General features: G+C 73.2%; 6 protein-coding genes. 1 reads left to right on the top strand and 5 read right to left on the bottom strand.

The features are described from left to right. Positions 1–116: 116 nt before the first annotated feature. The 3 genes from ACWPOB_RS23550 to ACWPOB_RS23540 form a co-directional block, all read right to left on the bottom strand. Entirely contained in the window at positions 117–1148 is a 1032-nt protein-coding gene (locus tag ACWPOB_RS23550) for a tyrosine-type recombinase/integrase (RefSeq protein ID WP_100057823.1), read from the bottom strand. 122 nt (positions 1149–1270) lie between these two features. Further along, positions 1271–1723, bottom strand: coding sequence for a redox-sensitive transcriptional activator SoxR (gene soxR / locus ACWPOB_RS23545; RefSeq protein WP_100057822.1), 453 nt, complete (start codon positions 1721–1723; stop codon positions 1271–1273). Positions 1724–2909: 1186 nt separating this feature from the next. Next, positions 2910–3278, bottom strand: a complete 369-nt coding sequence (locus ACWPOB_RS23540) for an HNH endonuclease (RefSeq protein ID WP_455402301.1) — start codon at positions 3276–3278, stop codon at positions 2910–2912. 213 nt (positions 3279–3491) lie between these two features. On the opposite strand from ACWPOB_RS23540, the gene ACWPOB_RS23535 reads away from it, so the two are divergent. After that, positions 3492–3845 (top strand): VOC family protein, encoded by a 354-nt coding sequence (locus tag ACWPOB_RS23535; protein WP_029543805.1) that lies wholly within the window; start codon positions 3492–3494, stop codon positions 3843–3845. A gap of 94 nt (positions 3846–3939) precedes the next feature. Here ACWPOB_RS23535 and ACWPOB_RS23530 read toward each other — a convergent pair whose 3' ends face one another. Together ACWPOB_RS23530 and ACWPOB_RS23525 are read right to left on the bottom strand one after the other, a co-directional pair. After that, on the bottom strand, positions 3940–4344 hold the full coding sequence (locus ACWPOB_RS23530; protein WP_455402332.1) for a hypothetical protein: 405 nt from the start codon (positions 4342–4344) through the stop codon (positions 3940–3942). Between the two features lie 87 nt (positions 4345–4431). After that, positions 4432–15926, bottom strand: an 11495-nt coding sequence (locus tag ACWPOB_RS23525; RefSeq protein ID WP_455402300.1) for an amino acid adenylation domain-containing protein, incomplete at its 5' end; no start/stop codon positions are given.

Genomic DNA, 15926 nt, shown 5'->3' with positions numbered 1-15926 from the left:
GCAACCGGTGGCGGGACGAGCGACGGGGCTCCCGCGCCGCCCCCAGTCTGTCAGCAATACCCGCTCACCACAGGCTTACGCGTCCCGCCGCCGGCCCGCCCCCCGCGCGCCGGGCCTCACTCGCGCCGGTCGAGCAGCCCGTAGACCGGGTTGTGCCGCGCGGCGTGCCGGACCGCGTCGTCCGTCGCCGACGTGTAGATCTGCACGGTCTGCAGCGACCGGTGTCCGAGCAACTGCTGCAGTTCCACCATCGTCGCGCCGCCGTCGGCCAGACTGGTGGCGAAGGTGTGCCGCAGCGCGTGCGCGAGGGCGCCCCGCTTGCGCTCACCCTCGATGCCCGCCATCCGGTACATCCGCCGCACCCGGTACTGCAGCGTGCCGCGGGTGATGCGCCGGCCGTCGGCGCCGACGAACAACGGATCGGACGGGGGATAGCGCTCCCACACCGCCGGCGTCTCGTCGTCGCCGCGCCGGGATCGATGGGTCGGGGGGAAGCGGGTGTAGCGCTCCTCGAGGTACCCGGAGACGATCGCCGTCCAGCTCGCCTCGAGCGGAATCTGCCGTTCCACGGACCCCTTGCCCATCACCCGCAGCACGGGCGTCTCGGTACCGCCGAGAATGCTGCCGAGATCGAGGCGGATCAGCTCCTCCGAGCGGATGCCGGTCAGCAACAGGGTCGCGATGAGCGCCAGATCGCGCTGAGGCCACTCCCGACCCGAGGCGGCGGGGCGTTGCGCCTCGACGGTGAGGGTGTCGACGAGTTGCCCGATCGCCTTGGGCGTGAACGACTTCGGGGTGTGCTGCGGCCGCTTCGGCTGGGCGATCGACGCCATCGGGTTGCCCTCCGACACCCCCTCGGAGACGAGGAAGTTGCAGAAGCTGTTCCACACCGACCAGGCCCGCCGCACCGACGCCGGTTGCCGCTCCCGCGCGAACGCGGCGAACGCCGAGCGCATCGCCCGGATCGTGATGTCCTGCACGCACAGGTCGTCCGGGGCGACCGAGAGCTTGACGCCGAGTTCCTCGCACACCGCCTGCAGATCCAGTCGGTACGCCTTGATGGTGTGCGCAGACCGCTTCGCCGTCTGCAACGTCTCGAGATACGCGGCGACCCAGTCCAGCAACCCCGGATCCAGCCGGCTCGTCATGTCCCTCCTCACGTACCGGTCGTACACCTGTGCGATACCAGTGTGACATCCGGGACCGACGGGAACGGTGTGACAACAGGAAAGGGGAGTGGGACCCGAGGTGGGACGCGAATGCCGGACTCCTATCGCGGCACGGACCTGCCGAGCCGGTGCGGTCCCGGCCCCTGCGCACCCAGCACGTCGCCGGGGTTGGCCAGCGGACACGAGGCCATGCTCAGGCAGCCGCAACCGATGCAGTCGGTGAAACTGTCCCGCAGGGCGGTGAGCGCCTCGATCCGCTCGGTGAGCCGGTCGTGCCACTGCCGCGACAGCCGGGCCCAGTCCGCGGCGGTGGGCACCCGGCTGTCCGGCAACGAATCGAGCGCCTCCCGGATCTCGTCGAGGGAGACCCCGACGCCCTGGGCGACCCGGATGAACGCCAGGCGGCGCAGCGTGTCGCGCCGGTAGGTACGCCGGTTCCCGGAGGTGCGCCTGCTGTCGATCAGGCCGCGGGCCTCGTAGTAGTGCAGCGCGGACACCGCCACCCCGGAGCGGGCGGACAGCTCGCCCGGGGTCAACCACACGCTCGGCCGCATCGACGTCCCTCCCGTACCCCGGGCCGGCCCGGCGGAACCGACCATACCTGTCGAACCCGAATCTACGTCGAGGCGGAAGGGGGGTGCCGAGCGGGGAGAGGGCCGGGCCGGGGGTGGGCGAGACGTATTGCCGCCCGGGGGCGAGCGCGAGGGTTGCCTGCCCGGCGCTCGCCCACACGCGGGGCGGGTCCGGCGCTCCCGGGGCACAAGGGGAGGACAGCGGCGACCCCGGGGCACAAGGGGAGGACAGCGGCGACCCCGGGGCACAAGGGGAGGACAGCGGCGACCCCGGGATTGCCCACACGGCGGCGTTCCGCCGGCATCCGGGGAGCGCACCTGCCGCGGCCCCTGCCACATATGATGGATAACGGTGATTATCCATCATTATCGTTATCATGGATATGCAGGCGTGCGGCGCGGGGCATTCCCGGCCGTCGGGGTGCTCGGGCATCGGGGAGGAGGAGGTCTCGTCCATGCCGAATGTCGCGCGCCGCAGGGGCGTGGGACGGGCCCGCCGGTGCGGTAGATCTTCACGGCAGGTCGGACATTGTGCGAGATGTCGTGATCCCGTATGTGGCGATCGGCCGTCGCGCCGAAGAACGTCGCAGTGACGCACCGGCCGTTCCATGGGGCGTCCCGCCGTTGCCGGCCTTGCCGAGGCAGCGGGCGTCGCTGCCGGAGCGGGTCCCGTCCGCCGTCTGTTCGATCGCCTCCGCCGTCGCGGCGCAGGGCGTCGACCACCTCGGCACCGTCTTCCGTCCCGGCCGGGGAGTTCTCCGATCCGTTAGTTGACATAATGTGGATTATCGGCAATACGAGTGCCGGCCGTGACCAGCCTTTTCGCCGACGCGGGACCCGGTCGAGTGTCGAGGATGTCGCGAGTCTGCCCGTCATGACGACGTTCATCTGCTCGGCTTTCGGCGTCGCGGCGCAACGTCGGGCATTCGTACCGAAGGCTCGCTGCCGAACCGCGCCGCTCGGCGGCGGTGCATGCCGACCGTCGAACGGCCGGACGCATCCCGGATGCCACCCAGGGATCTGCAATCGACCACGTGCTCCGGCGTGGCGTACCCTCGTCCCCTCCATGGCCTCCGCCGCGAGAATGAATTCGTCACAGTGACGATTACCGAAGGTGACGATTACCGAGGGTGACGATTTGCCGGGGGTTGAGCCGAACCGGCGTCCCTCAGCGGTCGCCGGGTCGGCAACGCCGCAGCTGGCCGGACAGGTAGCGCTTGGCGCGGCGATATCCACCCGCGCTGTCGAATTCGAGGTTCAACTCGTTCAGGAGCGTTGCCAGCAGACTCGCCTGAGGGGTCCATCCGTGTCGGTGTCGGCACTGTGCGAGCCAGCCGATCGGGCCCATGTGTCCGCGATCCGCGTTGCACCGCGGGCACGCGGCAGCCTCGTTGGCGGCGATGCTGGGACCGCCTTTGACTCGCGGCACGAGGTGTTCGGTGGTCGGTGGTACCATGGGCCCGAACCGTCTGCCACACCACAGGCATCGGCCGCCCTGACGGTCGACAGCGAGCACGAGTCTGGCGGCACGGTCCACTCGTCGATGGTAACCATCAGCGCTGCCGACACCGCCGGGCTGGAACCTCCTCCCCTCCCCTCGCGCCGCACATTTCATCGACCCTGATACGTCACTGTGACGAAGATAGGGCGGCGACGGGTCGACCGGCGGCGCTTGAAGGGTAGATCGACTCTCGATGCCATGGTGTCGATCACGTTAGGCTTTCCGGACATTCGCCGAAGGAGGACTTTCGTGAGCGGCCATGAAGTGAAGATGATCGTGCTGTCGACCGACGATCTGGACGAGTCGATCAAGTTCTACAACGAGACCCTGGGCATGGCGTTGAAGTTCCGCGACGGCGCTCATTTCGCGGCCCTCGACGGTGGCGGGGTCACCCTCGCACTCGCGACCGCAATCGACCATCCGATCCACGGCCAGGTGGTCGTCGGCATCAAGACCGCCGACGTGGACGCCGCCGCGAAGGCTATCGAAGAAGCCGGCGGCGGCATCGTGAAGGGCCCGTACGACGACGCGCACGAGCGCCGCGCCGTGGTGTACGACAACAAGGGCAACGGGTTGGTCTTCTACAGCCCGCTCGGGCGGTGATCGGTCGCTGACCCATGGCCCCGCCGCGTGCCGACCTGTTCTGGTCGACGCGCGGCGGATCGGATCTGTGATCGGAGGGGCCGGTGGCAGCTCGTCAGGGCCCCGCGCAGTGCTCATCGACGGCGATGATTGCCGGGACGTGGCGGCCGACCAAGCGCGGTCGCCTTCTGACGTTGACGGTCGCGATGTTCCGGTCGGGAACTCCCGACCTCGGTCCTCGACTGCGCGAGGAGCCGGATCGCGTGGGCGAGTTGCGTGGTGCGTCGGGGGTAACGCTCGAGTTCGACGACACGCCCCACTGATCTCGGTCGGCCGGAGCATCGCGATCTGCAGATGGACCGGGATGTCGATGTTCGGGGGCCAGCGTGATGGGGTTGCGCTCCTCGTACATGTTCAGCTCGTTCATCACGATGTCGAACCAGGCCTCGTGGTGCTTCGGGTAGTTCAGCACGTGGACCAGGTTCGGCCAGGCGGCTGCATCCGGATCCTCGAGGAACATGCCCTCGATTGATGTACGGGCGTGCGGTCCACGCGCGGACCACGGTGGTGGCCGGCCGGTCCGCCTCGATGCCGCCGGGTGGCGGCCTCAGCCCCGCGGGCCCGCGCCGGTGATCGCGGTGTCCGCGAGCCGCGCCGACAGGACCCGCACGATCGCCTCGACCGCGTGCGGGGACACCATCTCGTGGTGGTCGCAGTCGATCCGGTACTGGTGGATCTCCCCCGACACCACGTTGTGCCAGGCCGCGACTGCCGGCGCCGGCGCCGCGGACCGGGTGGCGGTGAAGAACAGCACGTCCCCGTCGAAGGTGGCGGGCGTGTGCCGGCGGGCGGCCCGCAACGCGGCGGCCGAGCCGCGGTGGATCCGCTCGAGGTGCGCGGCGGTCAGGCCGGTGCCGCCGCCGAGCGCGGCGTCGAGCAGCGCCGACGCCTGGTCGTAGGTCGGGTCCTGCTCGGCGTCGACCGGCACGCCGAGGTCGCGGAGCATGTCGCGGACTCCGACCGACCCGGCGCCCCGGACGCTGAGGTGGCTGTCGAGCAGGGCCAGGGTGTCCACGCGCTCCCCCGCCCGGCGCAGGTCCACGGCGACGGCGTGGGCGACGACGCCGCCGAGCGACCAGCCGAGCAGGTGGTAGGGGCCGTGGGGCTGGATGCGCCGGATCTCTTCGACGTACCGCTGGGCCAGCGCGGTGACGGACTCCGGGGCGGGGCCGCCGCTGAGAGTGGGCAGCTGCAGCCCGTAGACCGGTCGGTCGCCGCCGATGCGTTGTGCGAGCGGCGCGTACGCCCACGACAGGCCGGCGGCCGGGTGGAGGCAGAACAGCGGTGCGCCGGTGCCTTCACGCAGTGGCACGAGCACCTGTAGGGCCTCGTCGATGCCGGTGCGTTCCTGCGGGCCGCCGAGGTGGGCGGCGAGGCCGGCGGGGGTCGGATGGACGAAGATCGATTGCAGCGGGACGGGACGGCCGAGACGTTCGCCGAGCGCCGGCAGCATCCGGGTGGCGAGCAGCGAGGTGCCGCCGAGGTCGAAGAAGTTGTCGTCGACCGAGACCCGGTCGAGGCCGAGATGCTCGACGAACACCTCCACCACGGTGCGCTCGAGGTCCGTGGCCGGGGCGCGGTAGGTGCCGCCGAGCGCCGAGAAGTCCGGCTCCGGCAGGGCGCGCCGGTCCAGTTTGCCGGCGGGCGTGAGCGGGATCCCGTCGAGCACGATCACGGCCGTGGGCACCATGTGTGCCGGAAGGTGTTGCGACACATGGTCTCTGATGGTGACTGGGTCGGGGGCGGTGCCGGGGGCGGGCAGCACGTAGGAGACGAGGACGGTCTCCCCCGACGGGGCCGTGTGGCCGATGGTGTGCGCGAACGCCACATCCCGGTGTCCGGTGAGTGCGGCGTCGATCTCGGCGAGTTCGATGCGGAAGCCGCGGACCTTGACCTGGAAGTCGGAGCGGCCGACGTATTCGAGGTCGTGCTCCTTGGTCCAGCGCACGACGTCGCCGGTGCGGTACATCCGCTCCCCCGGCGCCCCGAACGGGTCGGCGACGAAGCGCGCGGCGGTCAGGTCGGGTCGGGCGTGGTAGCCGCGCGCGAGGCCCGGCCCGGCGACGTAGAGTTCGCCGGCGACGCCGACTGGCACGGGGCGCAGCCGGGTGTCGAGGACGACGGCGTGGAAGGCGCGGGTCGGCCGGCCGATGGTGACGGGTTCGCCCGGGGTCAGGGGGTCGCTGATGGAGGTCATGATGGTCGCCTCGGTGGGGCCGTAGGCGTCGACCATGCGGCGGCCGGGGGCCCAGCGGGCGACGAGTTCGGGTGGGCAGGCCTCGCCGGCGACGAGGAGCACCCCCAGGCTGTCGACGGCGTCCGGGTCGAGGGAGGCCAGCGCGGTGGGCGTGATGAACGCGTGGGTGACCTGTTCGGTGTGCAGGACGTCGGCGAGTTCGTCGCCGCCGTACACGGTCGGGGGCACGATCACGAGGGTGGCGCCGGCCGAGAGGGCCATCATCTGTTCGAACACCGAGGCGTCGAAGCTCGGTGAGGCCAGGTGCGAGACGCGGCTGCCGGGCCGGACGTCGAGGTGGAGGTGTTCCTCGACGGCGAGGTCGGACAGGCCGCGGTGGGTGAGCACGACGCCCTTGGGCCGGCCGGTCGAACCGGAGGTGTAGATCAGGTAGGCGGGATGGTCGGGTTCGAGGGGGGCGGTGCGGTCGGCGTCGGTCGGGGGTTCGGGCGGGTACGGTGCGAGTTCGGCGACGGTGGTGGCGGAGTCGAGGGCGAACCACGGCACGGTGGCGGGCAGCCCGTCGCGGTGGGCGGTGACGGTGAGGCCGAGGGCGGCGCCGCTGTCGGCGAGCATGTATTCGATGCGGTCGCGGGGGTAGGTCGGGTCGACGGGCACGAAGGCGGCGCCGGTCTTGGTCACGGCCCACAGCGCGGTCACGGAGTCGAGGCTGCGGGGCAGGCCGAGGGCGACGACGGTCTCGGGGCCGACGCCGTAGTCGACGAGCATCCGGGCGAGGCGGTTCGAGTGGGCGTCGAGATCGCGGTAGGTGGCGCGGCGGGGGCCGTCGACGACGGCGAGGGCGTCGGGATCGACCGCGACGGCGTCGGCGAGGATCTGTGGCCACAGCCGGGTGCCGAGGGTGTGCGGGCCGTGCGCGGGGACCAGGGCGCGGGTCTCGTCGGCGGTGACGAGGTCGAGGTCGCCGACGGGGGTGTCGGGGGCGCCGGTGACGGCGTCGAGGAGGCGGACGAACCGGTCGGCGACGGCGGCGACGGTGTCGGCGTCGAACAGGTCGGTGGCGTAGACGAGGGCGGCGTCGAAGCCGGTGGGGGCGCCGGTGTCGTCGTGGTTCTCGCCGAGCAACAGTTCGAGGTCGAAGTTGGCCACCGTCGGATCCAGGGGCAGGCCGGTGACGGTCAGGTGCGGCAGTTCCAGGCGGGGGCGTTCGGTGTTCTGGAATTCGAGGGAGACCTGGAACAGCGGCGCGTGGGCGGTGGAGCGGGCGGGGTCGACGGCTTCGACGACCTGTTCGAAGGGGACGTCGGCGTGGGCGAAGGCGTCGAGGTCGGTGGTGGTGACGTCGGTGAGCAGGTCGGTGTAGGTGATCTGCCCGGGGACGCGGGTGCGCAGCACGAGGGTGTTGACGAACATGCCGACCACGTCGTCGAGGGCGCGGTGCCCGCGGCCGGCGATGGGGGTGCCCACGGCGATGTCGTCGCTGCCCGAGAGCCGGGCCAGCAGCACCGCGAGGGCGGCGTGCACGGCCATGAACACGGTGGTGCCGTGGGCGTGGGCGAGGCGGGTCAGGCGGTCGTGCAGGGCGGCGTCGATCGGGAAGCGGACGACGTCGCCGCGGAAGGACCGTTGCGCGGGCCGCGGCCGGTCGGTGGGGAGGGTGAGGACCTCGGGCAGGCCGGCGAGGATGGTGCGCCAGTAGTCGAGCTGGGTGGCGGCGAGGGAGCCGGGGGTGTCGGCGTCGCCGAGGCGGCCGAGCTGCCAGAGGGTGTAGTCGGCGTACTGCACCTCGAGCGGCGCCCAGGCGGGGGCGTCGCCGCGGGTGCGGGATTGGTAGGCGGTCATCAGGTCGCGGGCCAGGGGGGCGGTGGAGAAGCCGTCGGCGGCGATGTGGTGGACGACGAGGACGGCGAGGTGGTCGTCGCGGCCGAGGGTGTACACCCGCGCCCGCAGCGGCACGTCGACGGTGACGTCGAATCCGGTGGCGGCGAACTCTGCGGCGGCGGCGACGACGGTGTCCTCGGTGGCGGGCACGACGTCGACGGTGAGGCCGACGTCGTCGGCGTCGAGGATCCGCTGCACGGGCCCGGTGGGGCCGGCCGGGTAGACGGTGCGCAGGCTCTCGTGCCGGGCCAGGACGTCGCGGACGGCGGTGTCGAGCGCGGCGACGGACAGATGGCCGGTCAGCCGGATCGCGAGCGGGATGTTGTAGGCCGGGGAGCTGGTGTCGAACTGGTTGACGAACCACATGCGCTGCTGGGCCGGGGACAGCGGTATGCGGTCGGGACGCGGGCGCCGGGCCGGTCCGGTGCCGGTGGCCGGTTGGGCGCCCGGGGTTTCGGCGAGGCGGGCGGCGAGGGCGCGGACGGTGGGGGCCTCGAACAGGGCCCGCACCCCGAGGTCGACGCCGAGGTCGGCGCCGAGGCGGGAGGCGGCGCGGGTCGCGACGAGGGAGTTGCCGCCGATGTCGAAGAAGCTGTCGGTGACCGAGACCCGGTCGACGCCGAGGACGTCGGCGAACACCCCGGCGACGGCGGTTTCGAGTGCGTCGGCGGGTGGGATGTAGTCGCCGCTGCCGCCGGACAGGTCCGGTGCGGGCAGGGCGCGGCGGTCGAGCTTGCCGACCGGGGTGAGGGGGATCTCGTCGAGGACGACGACCGCGGCGGGCACCATGTGCGCCGGCAGCCGGTCGCCGACGTGCGCGCGCAGGGCGTCGGCGTCGACGTCGTGTCCGGGGGTGGGCAGGACGTAGGCGACGAGCACGGTCTCCCCCGACGGGGCGGTGTGGCCGAGGGTCGCGGCGAATGCGACGCCGGGGTGGCTGCAGAGCGCGGCGTCGATCTCGCCGAGTTCGATGCGGAAGCCGCGGACCTTGACCTGGAAGTCGGAGCGGCCCACGTATTCGAGTTCGAGGGCGTCGGTCCAGCGCACCACGTCGCCGGTGCGGTACAGCCGCTCCCCCGGCGCCCCGAACGGATCGGCGACGAACCGGCCTGCCGTCAGGTCGGGGCGGGCGTGGTAGCCGCGGGCCAGGCCGAGACCGCCGAGGTACAGCTCGCCCGCGACGCCGGCGGGCACGGGGCGGAGGGCGGCGTCGAGGACGAGGGCGCGGACGCCGCGCAGCGGGCCGCCGAGCGTGATGGGGCCGGCGACGGTCATCGGGGCGCTGATGGCGGCCATGATCGTGGTCTCGGTGGGGCCGTAGGCGTTGACCAGGCGCCGGCCGGGTGCCCAGGTGTCGCGCAGTTCCGACGGCCATGCCTCGCCGCCGACGGCGAGATCGGCGAAGGCGTCGAGGTTGTCGGGGGGCAGGGAGGCCAGGGCGGCGGGGGTGATGAAGCCGTGGGTGACGCCGTGCTCGCGTAGGACGCGGGCGAGTTCGTCGCCGCCGTACACGGTGGGCGGTACGACCGCCAGGGTGGCGCCGGAACCGAACGCGAGCAGGTATTCGAAGATCGAGGCGTCGAAGCTCGGTGAGGAGAAGTGCATGACGGTCGCGCCGGGGCCGGCGCCGAACCGGCCGCGCTGGTCGAGGGCGAAGTTCTCGAGGCTGCGGTGGGTGGTCACCACGCCCTTCGGGCGGCCGGTGGAGCCGGAGGTGTAGATGAGGTAGGCGGGGTGGTCCAGGCGCAGCGGGCTGCGGCGGTCGGCGTCGCCGATCGGGTCGGTCGAGGCGTCGGCGAGCCGGGCGGCGAAGGCGTCGGTGTCGACGGTGAGCCAGCGGGCGGTGTCCGGCAGCGTGTCGCGGTGCGCGGCGGTGGTCACGCCGAGGGTGGCGCCGCTGTCGGCGAGCATGAAGGCGATGCGGTCGGTGGGATAGTTCGGGTCGACGGGTACGAAGGCGGCGCCGGTCTTGGTGACCGCCCACATCGCGGCCACCGAGTGCAACGATCGCGAAATCCCCAGGGCCACGAAGGTTTCCGGACCCACGCCGAGGTCGAGCAGGACGCGGGCGGCGCGGGTGGACCATTCGTCGAGCCGGCGGTAGGTCCACCGGGCGGCGCCGTCGGCGATCGCGACGGCGTCCGGGTGGGCGGCGGCGGTCGCGGTGAACAGCTCCGGCAGGGTGCGGGTGGTGCCGCCGACGGGACCGCGGACCGGGGCGAGGGCGGCGCGTTCGTCGTCGAGGAGCACGTCGACGGCCGCGGCCGGGGCGTCGAGATCGGTGGCCAGGGTGGTCAGGGCCCGCTCGATGCGGCGGGCGACGGTCTCGACGGCCGGGCGGTCGAACACCTCGGGCAGGTACTTCAGCCGCAGGTGCAGGGTCGCGGTGTCGCCGGTGCCGGCCGGGTGCGCGACGATGCTCAGCGGGTAGTGCGCGGCGTCGTGGCCGCTGATGCCGGCCACCCGCATCCCGGCGATGTCGGTGTCCTCGGTCAGGCCCGCCCGGTCCACCGGGTAGGACTCGAACACGGTGAGCGTGTCGAAGCCGGCGGCCGCGCCGACGCGGCGTTCGATGGCGCTCAGACCGATGTGGTGGTGGTCGAGCATGGCCGCCTGCTCGGCCTGCACCCGGTCGAGCAGGGCACCGAGGGTCTCGGCGGGCCGCACGGTGACCCGGACGGGGACGGTGTTGATGAACAGCCCGATCATCGACTCGATGCCGGCGACCTGTGGGGGCCGGCCGGAGACGGTGGCGCCGAAGACGACGTCGTGGCGGCCGGTCAGCGCGCCGAGCACGAGCGCCCACGCGGTCTGCACCAGGGTGTTGACGGTCACGCCGCGGTCGGTGGCGACGGTGTCGAGACGCGCGGCGAGGCCGGACGGCAGGTCCAGGTCGAGGTCCTGCGAGACCGCGGCGGTGCGGCCGGGGCGGTGGGCGGGGGCGAGCAGGGTGGGCTCGTCGAGACCGGCGAGGGTGTGGGCCCAGGCGTCCGCGGCGGTGTCGGGGTCCTGCCCGGCCAGCCACTGCAGGTAGTCGCCGTAGCTGCGGGGCCGGCCGAGGGCGCCGGTGTCGCCGTCGGTGGCGTACAGCAGCAGCAGGTCCTTGACCAGCAGCGGCGTGGACCAGCCGTCGAGCAGGATGTGGTGATTGGTCAGGGCCAGCCGGTACCGGTCGGCGGCGACCCGGACGAGGGTGGCGCGCAGCAGCGGGGCGACGGCGGTGTCGAATCGGGTGCGGCGGTCCTCGTCGAGCAGGCGCGCCGCCTGACGGTCCGGATCGTCGAGGCCGGTCAGGTCCAGCACCGTCCAGGGCAGTTCGACGCGGGCGGGGACGACCTGGACGAAGCCGCCGGAGCCGTCGTCGGCGAACGCGGCCCGCAGGTTGGGGTGCCGGTCGAGCAGCAGCTGCGCGGCGCGGCGCAGCCGGTCCGGGTCGACGGTGCCGTGCAGGTCGAGGACGAGTTGCACGACGTAGGCGTCGGCGGACTGCTCGGCGAGCAGGGCGTGGAACAGCAACCCGGCCTGCAGCGGGGCGACGGGCCACACGGTGGCCAGGCCGGTGTCGTGCCCGGCCGCCCGGTAGTGGCGTTCGAGGCGGTCGAGGGTGGGCTGATCGAGGGCGACGAGGGGCACGTCGGACGGGGTCAGGCCACCGGCGTGCGGGTCGCGGGCATGCCGGGCCAGGGCGGCGGCCGCGGCCGCCCACCGGTCGGTGAGGGCGGCGACGTCGGCGTCGGCGAGCAGGTGCTGCGGGTAGGAGAAGGTGGCGCGCAGCACGGGCCCGTCGGGGGTGGGCACGGTGACGGCGTTGATGTCGACGGCGGCGGCGGCCGGCATGTCCGGGCTCTGGGCGCCGCCGCGGTCGAAGGCGTCGACCGGCAGCCACGGGGTGTCCGCTTCGGTGAGGGCCGGGGTGAGGCGGCCGAGGTAGTTGAAGCTGATCTGCGGGGCGGGGCGGGTCCGCAGCCGGGCGGCGGTGTCGGCGTTGAGGTAGCGCAGCAGGCCGAACCCGATGCCGTGGTCGGGGACGGCGGCGAGCTGTTCCTTGACGGCCTTGATCGCGGCACCGGCGGCGTCGCCGCCGCGCAGCGCGTCCGGCAGGTCGACACCGCTCAGGTCGAGCCGGACCGGATGGATGGTGGTGAACCAGCCGACGGTGTGGGACAGGTCCGCGCCCGGGGCGACGGCGGTCTCCCGGCCGTGTCCTTCGAGGCCGACCAGCACGTCGTCGACGCCGGTGCCGCGGTCGCGGCGCCAGGCGGTGACCGCCAGTGCCAGGGCGGTGAGCAGGCCGTCGTTGACGGTGCCGTGGAACGCGCCGGGCACCGCGGTCAGCAGCGCGGCGGTGACGTCGGCGGGCAGGTCGGTGGAGACGGTGCGGACCGTGGCGTTGGTGTCGACGACCGGGTCGAGGGGACGGTCCCCGAGCTGCGGGTCGTCACCGTCGAGGATCGCGGTCCAGCGGTCGAGTTCGGCGACGCGGTCGGACCGGTGCGCGGCCTCGACGAGGGCGTGCGCCCAGCGCCGCACGGAGGTGCCGGCGGGGGGCTCCTCGACCGCGGTGCCGTGGAGGGTGGCGGCCCACGCGGCCGCGAGGTCGGGTACGAGGATGCGCCAGGACACACCGTCGACGGCGAGGTGGTGTACGACCAGCAGCAGACGCCCGGATCCGGCGGCGGCGTCGAACCACACCGCCTGCAACAGGATTCCGGCGGCGGTGTCGAGCCGGTCGGCGGCGGCGTCGAGTTCGGCGGCGGCGAGGGCGAAGAAGTCGTCGGTGTCGGCGGCGGTGGTGACGGGGACGCGGTGGATCAGCGTGTCGGCGGTGACCGCGCCGGGACCGCGGACCTGCAGGCCGACCCCGGCGGGGTCGTCCACGTCGGGGACGAGGCGGGCGCGGAGCATGTCGTGCCGGTCCAGCACCGCCTGCAGCGTGGCCGCGAGGGTGACGCGGTCCAGGCCGGCGGGCAGCCGCAGCAGCGCGGCCTGGGAGTAGCGGTCGATGCTGCCGCCGCGTTCGAGCATCCACCGCACGATCGGGGTCAGGGGCACGGGACCGACGCCGCGTCCGGGCAGTTCGGCGAGCACGGCCGGGCCGTCGCCGAGGGTGGCGACGGCGGCGAGCGCGGCGGGGGTCTTGCGTTCGAACACATCCCGGGGGGTCAGCTCGATCCCGGCGGCCCGGGCGCGCGAGACCAGCTGGATGGACATGATGCTGTCGCCGCCGAGCGCGAAGAACGAGTCGTCCACTCCGACCGTCTCGAGGCCGAGGACCTGCGTGAACAGCTCGACGAGCTGCTGTTCGAGGTGGCCGGCGGGGGCACGGGTCTCGGTGGCCAGCGCACCGAAGTCGGGGTCGGGCAGGGCCTTGCGGTCGAGCTTGCCGGTGGCCGTGACCGGCAGGGTGTCGAGGACGACGAGGGTGGCCGGGACCATGTAGGCGGCGAGGTCACCGGCGACCCGGTTCAGCGTGGCGGCCACATCCACGGTCGCGCCGGTCTCCGGAACCACGTACCCGACGAGGCGGTCGGCGGCGCGGTCGTCGCGGTGGAGCACGACGACGGCGCGGGCGACGCCGGGGCAGCGCAGCAGCGCCGCCTCCACCTCCCCCAGTTCGATGCGGAAACCGTGCAGCTGCACCTGGAAGTCGCTGCGGCCGACGTATTCGAGCCGGCCGTCGCGGCCCCGGCGGGCGAGGTCGCCGGTGCGGTACAGGCGGGCGCCGGGGCCGCCGAACGGATCGGCGACGAAGCGTGCGGCGGTCAGGTCGGGGCGGCCGAGGTAGCCGCGGGCGGCCTGACTCCCGGAGACGTACATCTCGCCGATCACGCCGGCCGGTACCGGATGCAGCCGCCGGTCGAGGACGTGCACCGTCAGGCCGGGGATGGCGTCGCCGATGACGCTGGCCGAGGCGGTCGCGGCGAACTGCCGGTCCAGCGGCTGCAGGGTCACGTGCACGGTGGTCTCGGTGATGCCGTACATGTTCACCAGCAGCGGCGCGGTGTCCGGGTGGCGGCGGTACCAGCGTTCGAGCTGGGCGAGGTCGAGGGCTTCGCCGCCGAAGACGACGTAGCGCAGCGACAGGGTGTGCTCGCCGGCGGCGCGGTCGGCCTCGATCAGCTGGTAGAACGCGGTGGGGGTCTGGTTGAGCACGGTGACGTGCTCGCGGCGCAGCAGGTCGAGGAACGCCTCCGGGGCGCGGGCGGTGTGGTGGTCGACGACGACGAGGCGGCCGCCGTAGGCGAGCGCGCCCCACAGTTCCCACACCGAGAAGTCGAAGGCGTACGAGTGGAACATGGTCCACACGTCGTGCTCGTCGAATCCGAACCGGTCGTGGGTTTCGGCGAGGAGGGTGACGACGTTGCGGTGCGGGACGACGACGCCCTTGGGGCGGCCGGTCGAGCCGGAGGTGTAGATGACGTAGGCGGTGTGGTCGGGGTGCAGCGCACCGAGCCGGTCGGCGTCGGTGAGCGGGCCGTCGGGCAGTTCCGCGAGCCGGGCGGCGGTGTCCGGGGTGTCGAGCAGCAGCACCGGGGCGTCCCCGGCGGGCAGGGTGTCGGCGTCGGCGCCGGTGGTGACGATGCAGACCGGCCGGGCGTCGGCGAAGAGGAACGCGAGCCGCTCCGGCGGGTAGGACACGTCGACGGGCAGGTATCCGGCGCCGGTCTCGAGGACGGCGAGCAGCGTGACGATCAGGTCGGTCGAGCGGGGCACGGCGACGGCGACGAGCCGGTCGGGTCCGGCGCCGTGCGCGACCAGGGCCCGGGCGAGGCGACGGGCCCGCGCGGCGAGCTCCCGGTAGGTCAGTGCCGGGGTGGCCGGGTCGGTGGGGGCGGTGATCGCGACTGTGTCGGGTGCTGCGGCGACGGACCGCGCGAAGAGGGTGGGGAGGGTCTCGGCGTGCCGGTCGGGGTCGGGGCGTCGCGTGGCGGCGGGCCGTTCGGCGGGGTCGAGCAGGTCGAGGTCGCCGACGGGCCGGGCGGGGTCGGCGGTGACGGCGGTGAGGACCCGCAGGAACCGGTCGGCGAACGCGGTGACGGTGTCGGCGTCGAACAGGTCGGTGGCGTAGGTGAAGGCGCCGGTCATGCCGGCGGGGTCGGTGCCGGCGGCCGGGTTCTCCCCCATGGTCAGCTGCAGGTCGAACTTGGCGACGGGGGCGTCGGCGTCGAGGGCGTCGACGGTCAGGTCGGGCAGGGCGAGGTGGGCGCGTTCGTTGTTCTGGAATTCGAGGACCACCTGCACGAGCGGGGCGTGGTCGGTGGCGCGGGTGGGGGCGAGGGCGTCGACGAGCTTTTCGAAGGGCAGGTCGGCGTGCCCGAAGGCGGCGAGGTCGACCTCGCGGGTGCGTTCGAGGTGGTCGGCGAACGGCAGACCGGGGGCGACGGGGGTGCGCAGCACGAGGGTGTTGACGAACATGCCGACCAGATCGTCGAGGGCGCGGTGCCCGCGGCCGGCGATGGGGGTGCCCACGGCGATGTCGTCGCTGCCCGAGAGCCGGGCCAGCAGCACCGCGAGGGCGGCGTGCACGGCCATGAACACGGTGGCGCCGTGGGCGGCTGCGAGGTCGGCGAGCCGGCGGTGCAGCTCGGGCTCGACGTCGAAGCGGACGGTGGCGCCGCGGAACGACTGGTGCGGCGGGCGGGGCCGGTCGGTGGGCAGGGGCAGGATCTCGGGCAGGTCGGCCAGGGCGGTGCGCCAGAACTCGAGCTGCCGCGCGGTGAGCGAGTCCGGGTCGGCCGGATCGCCGAGGACCTGCCGCTGCCACAGCGCGTAGTCGGCGTACTGCACCGGCAGCGGCGCCCACACCGGCTCCTGTCCCCGGGTGCGGGCGGCGTACGCGGTCATCAGATCCCGGGCCAGCGGCGCCATCGACGCCCCGTCCGCCGCGATGTGATGCACCACGAACACCAGCACGTGCTCCCCGTCGCCGAGCGCGAACAACCGCGCCCGCACCGGCACCTGCA

The sequence above is a fragment of the Rhodococcus sp. 2H158 genome (genome assembly GCF_053764755.1).
This window is presented reverse-complemented; position numbering and strand designations above follow the sequence as displayed.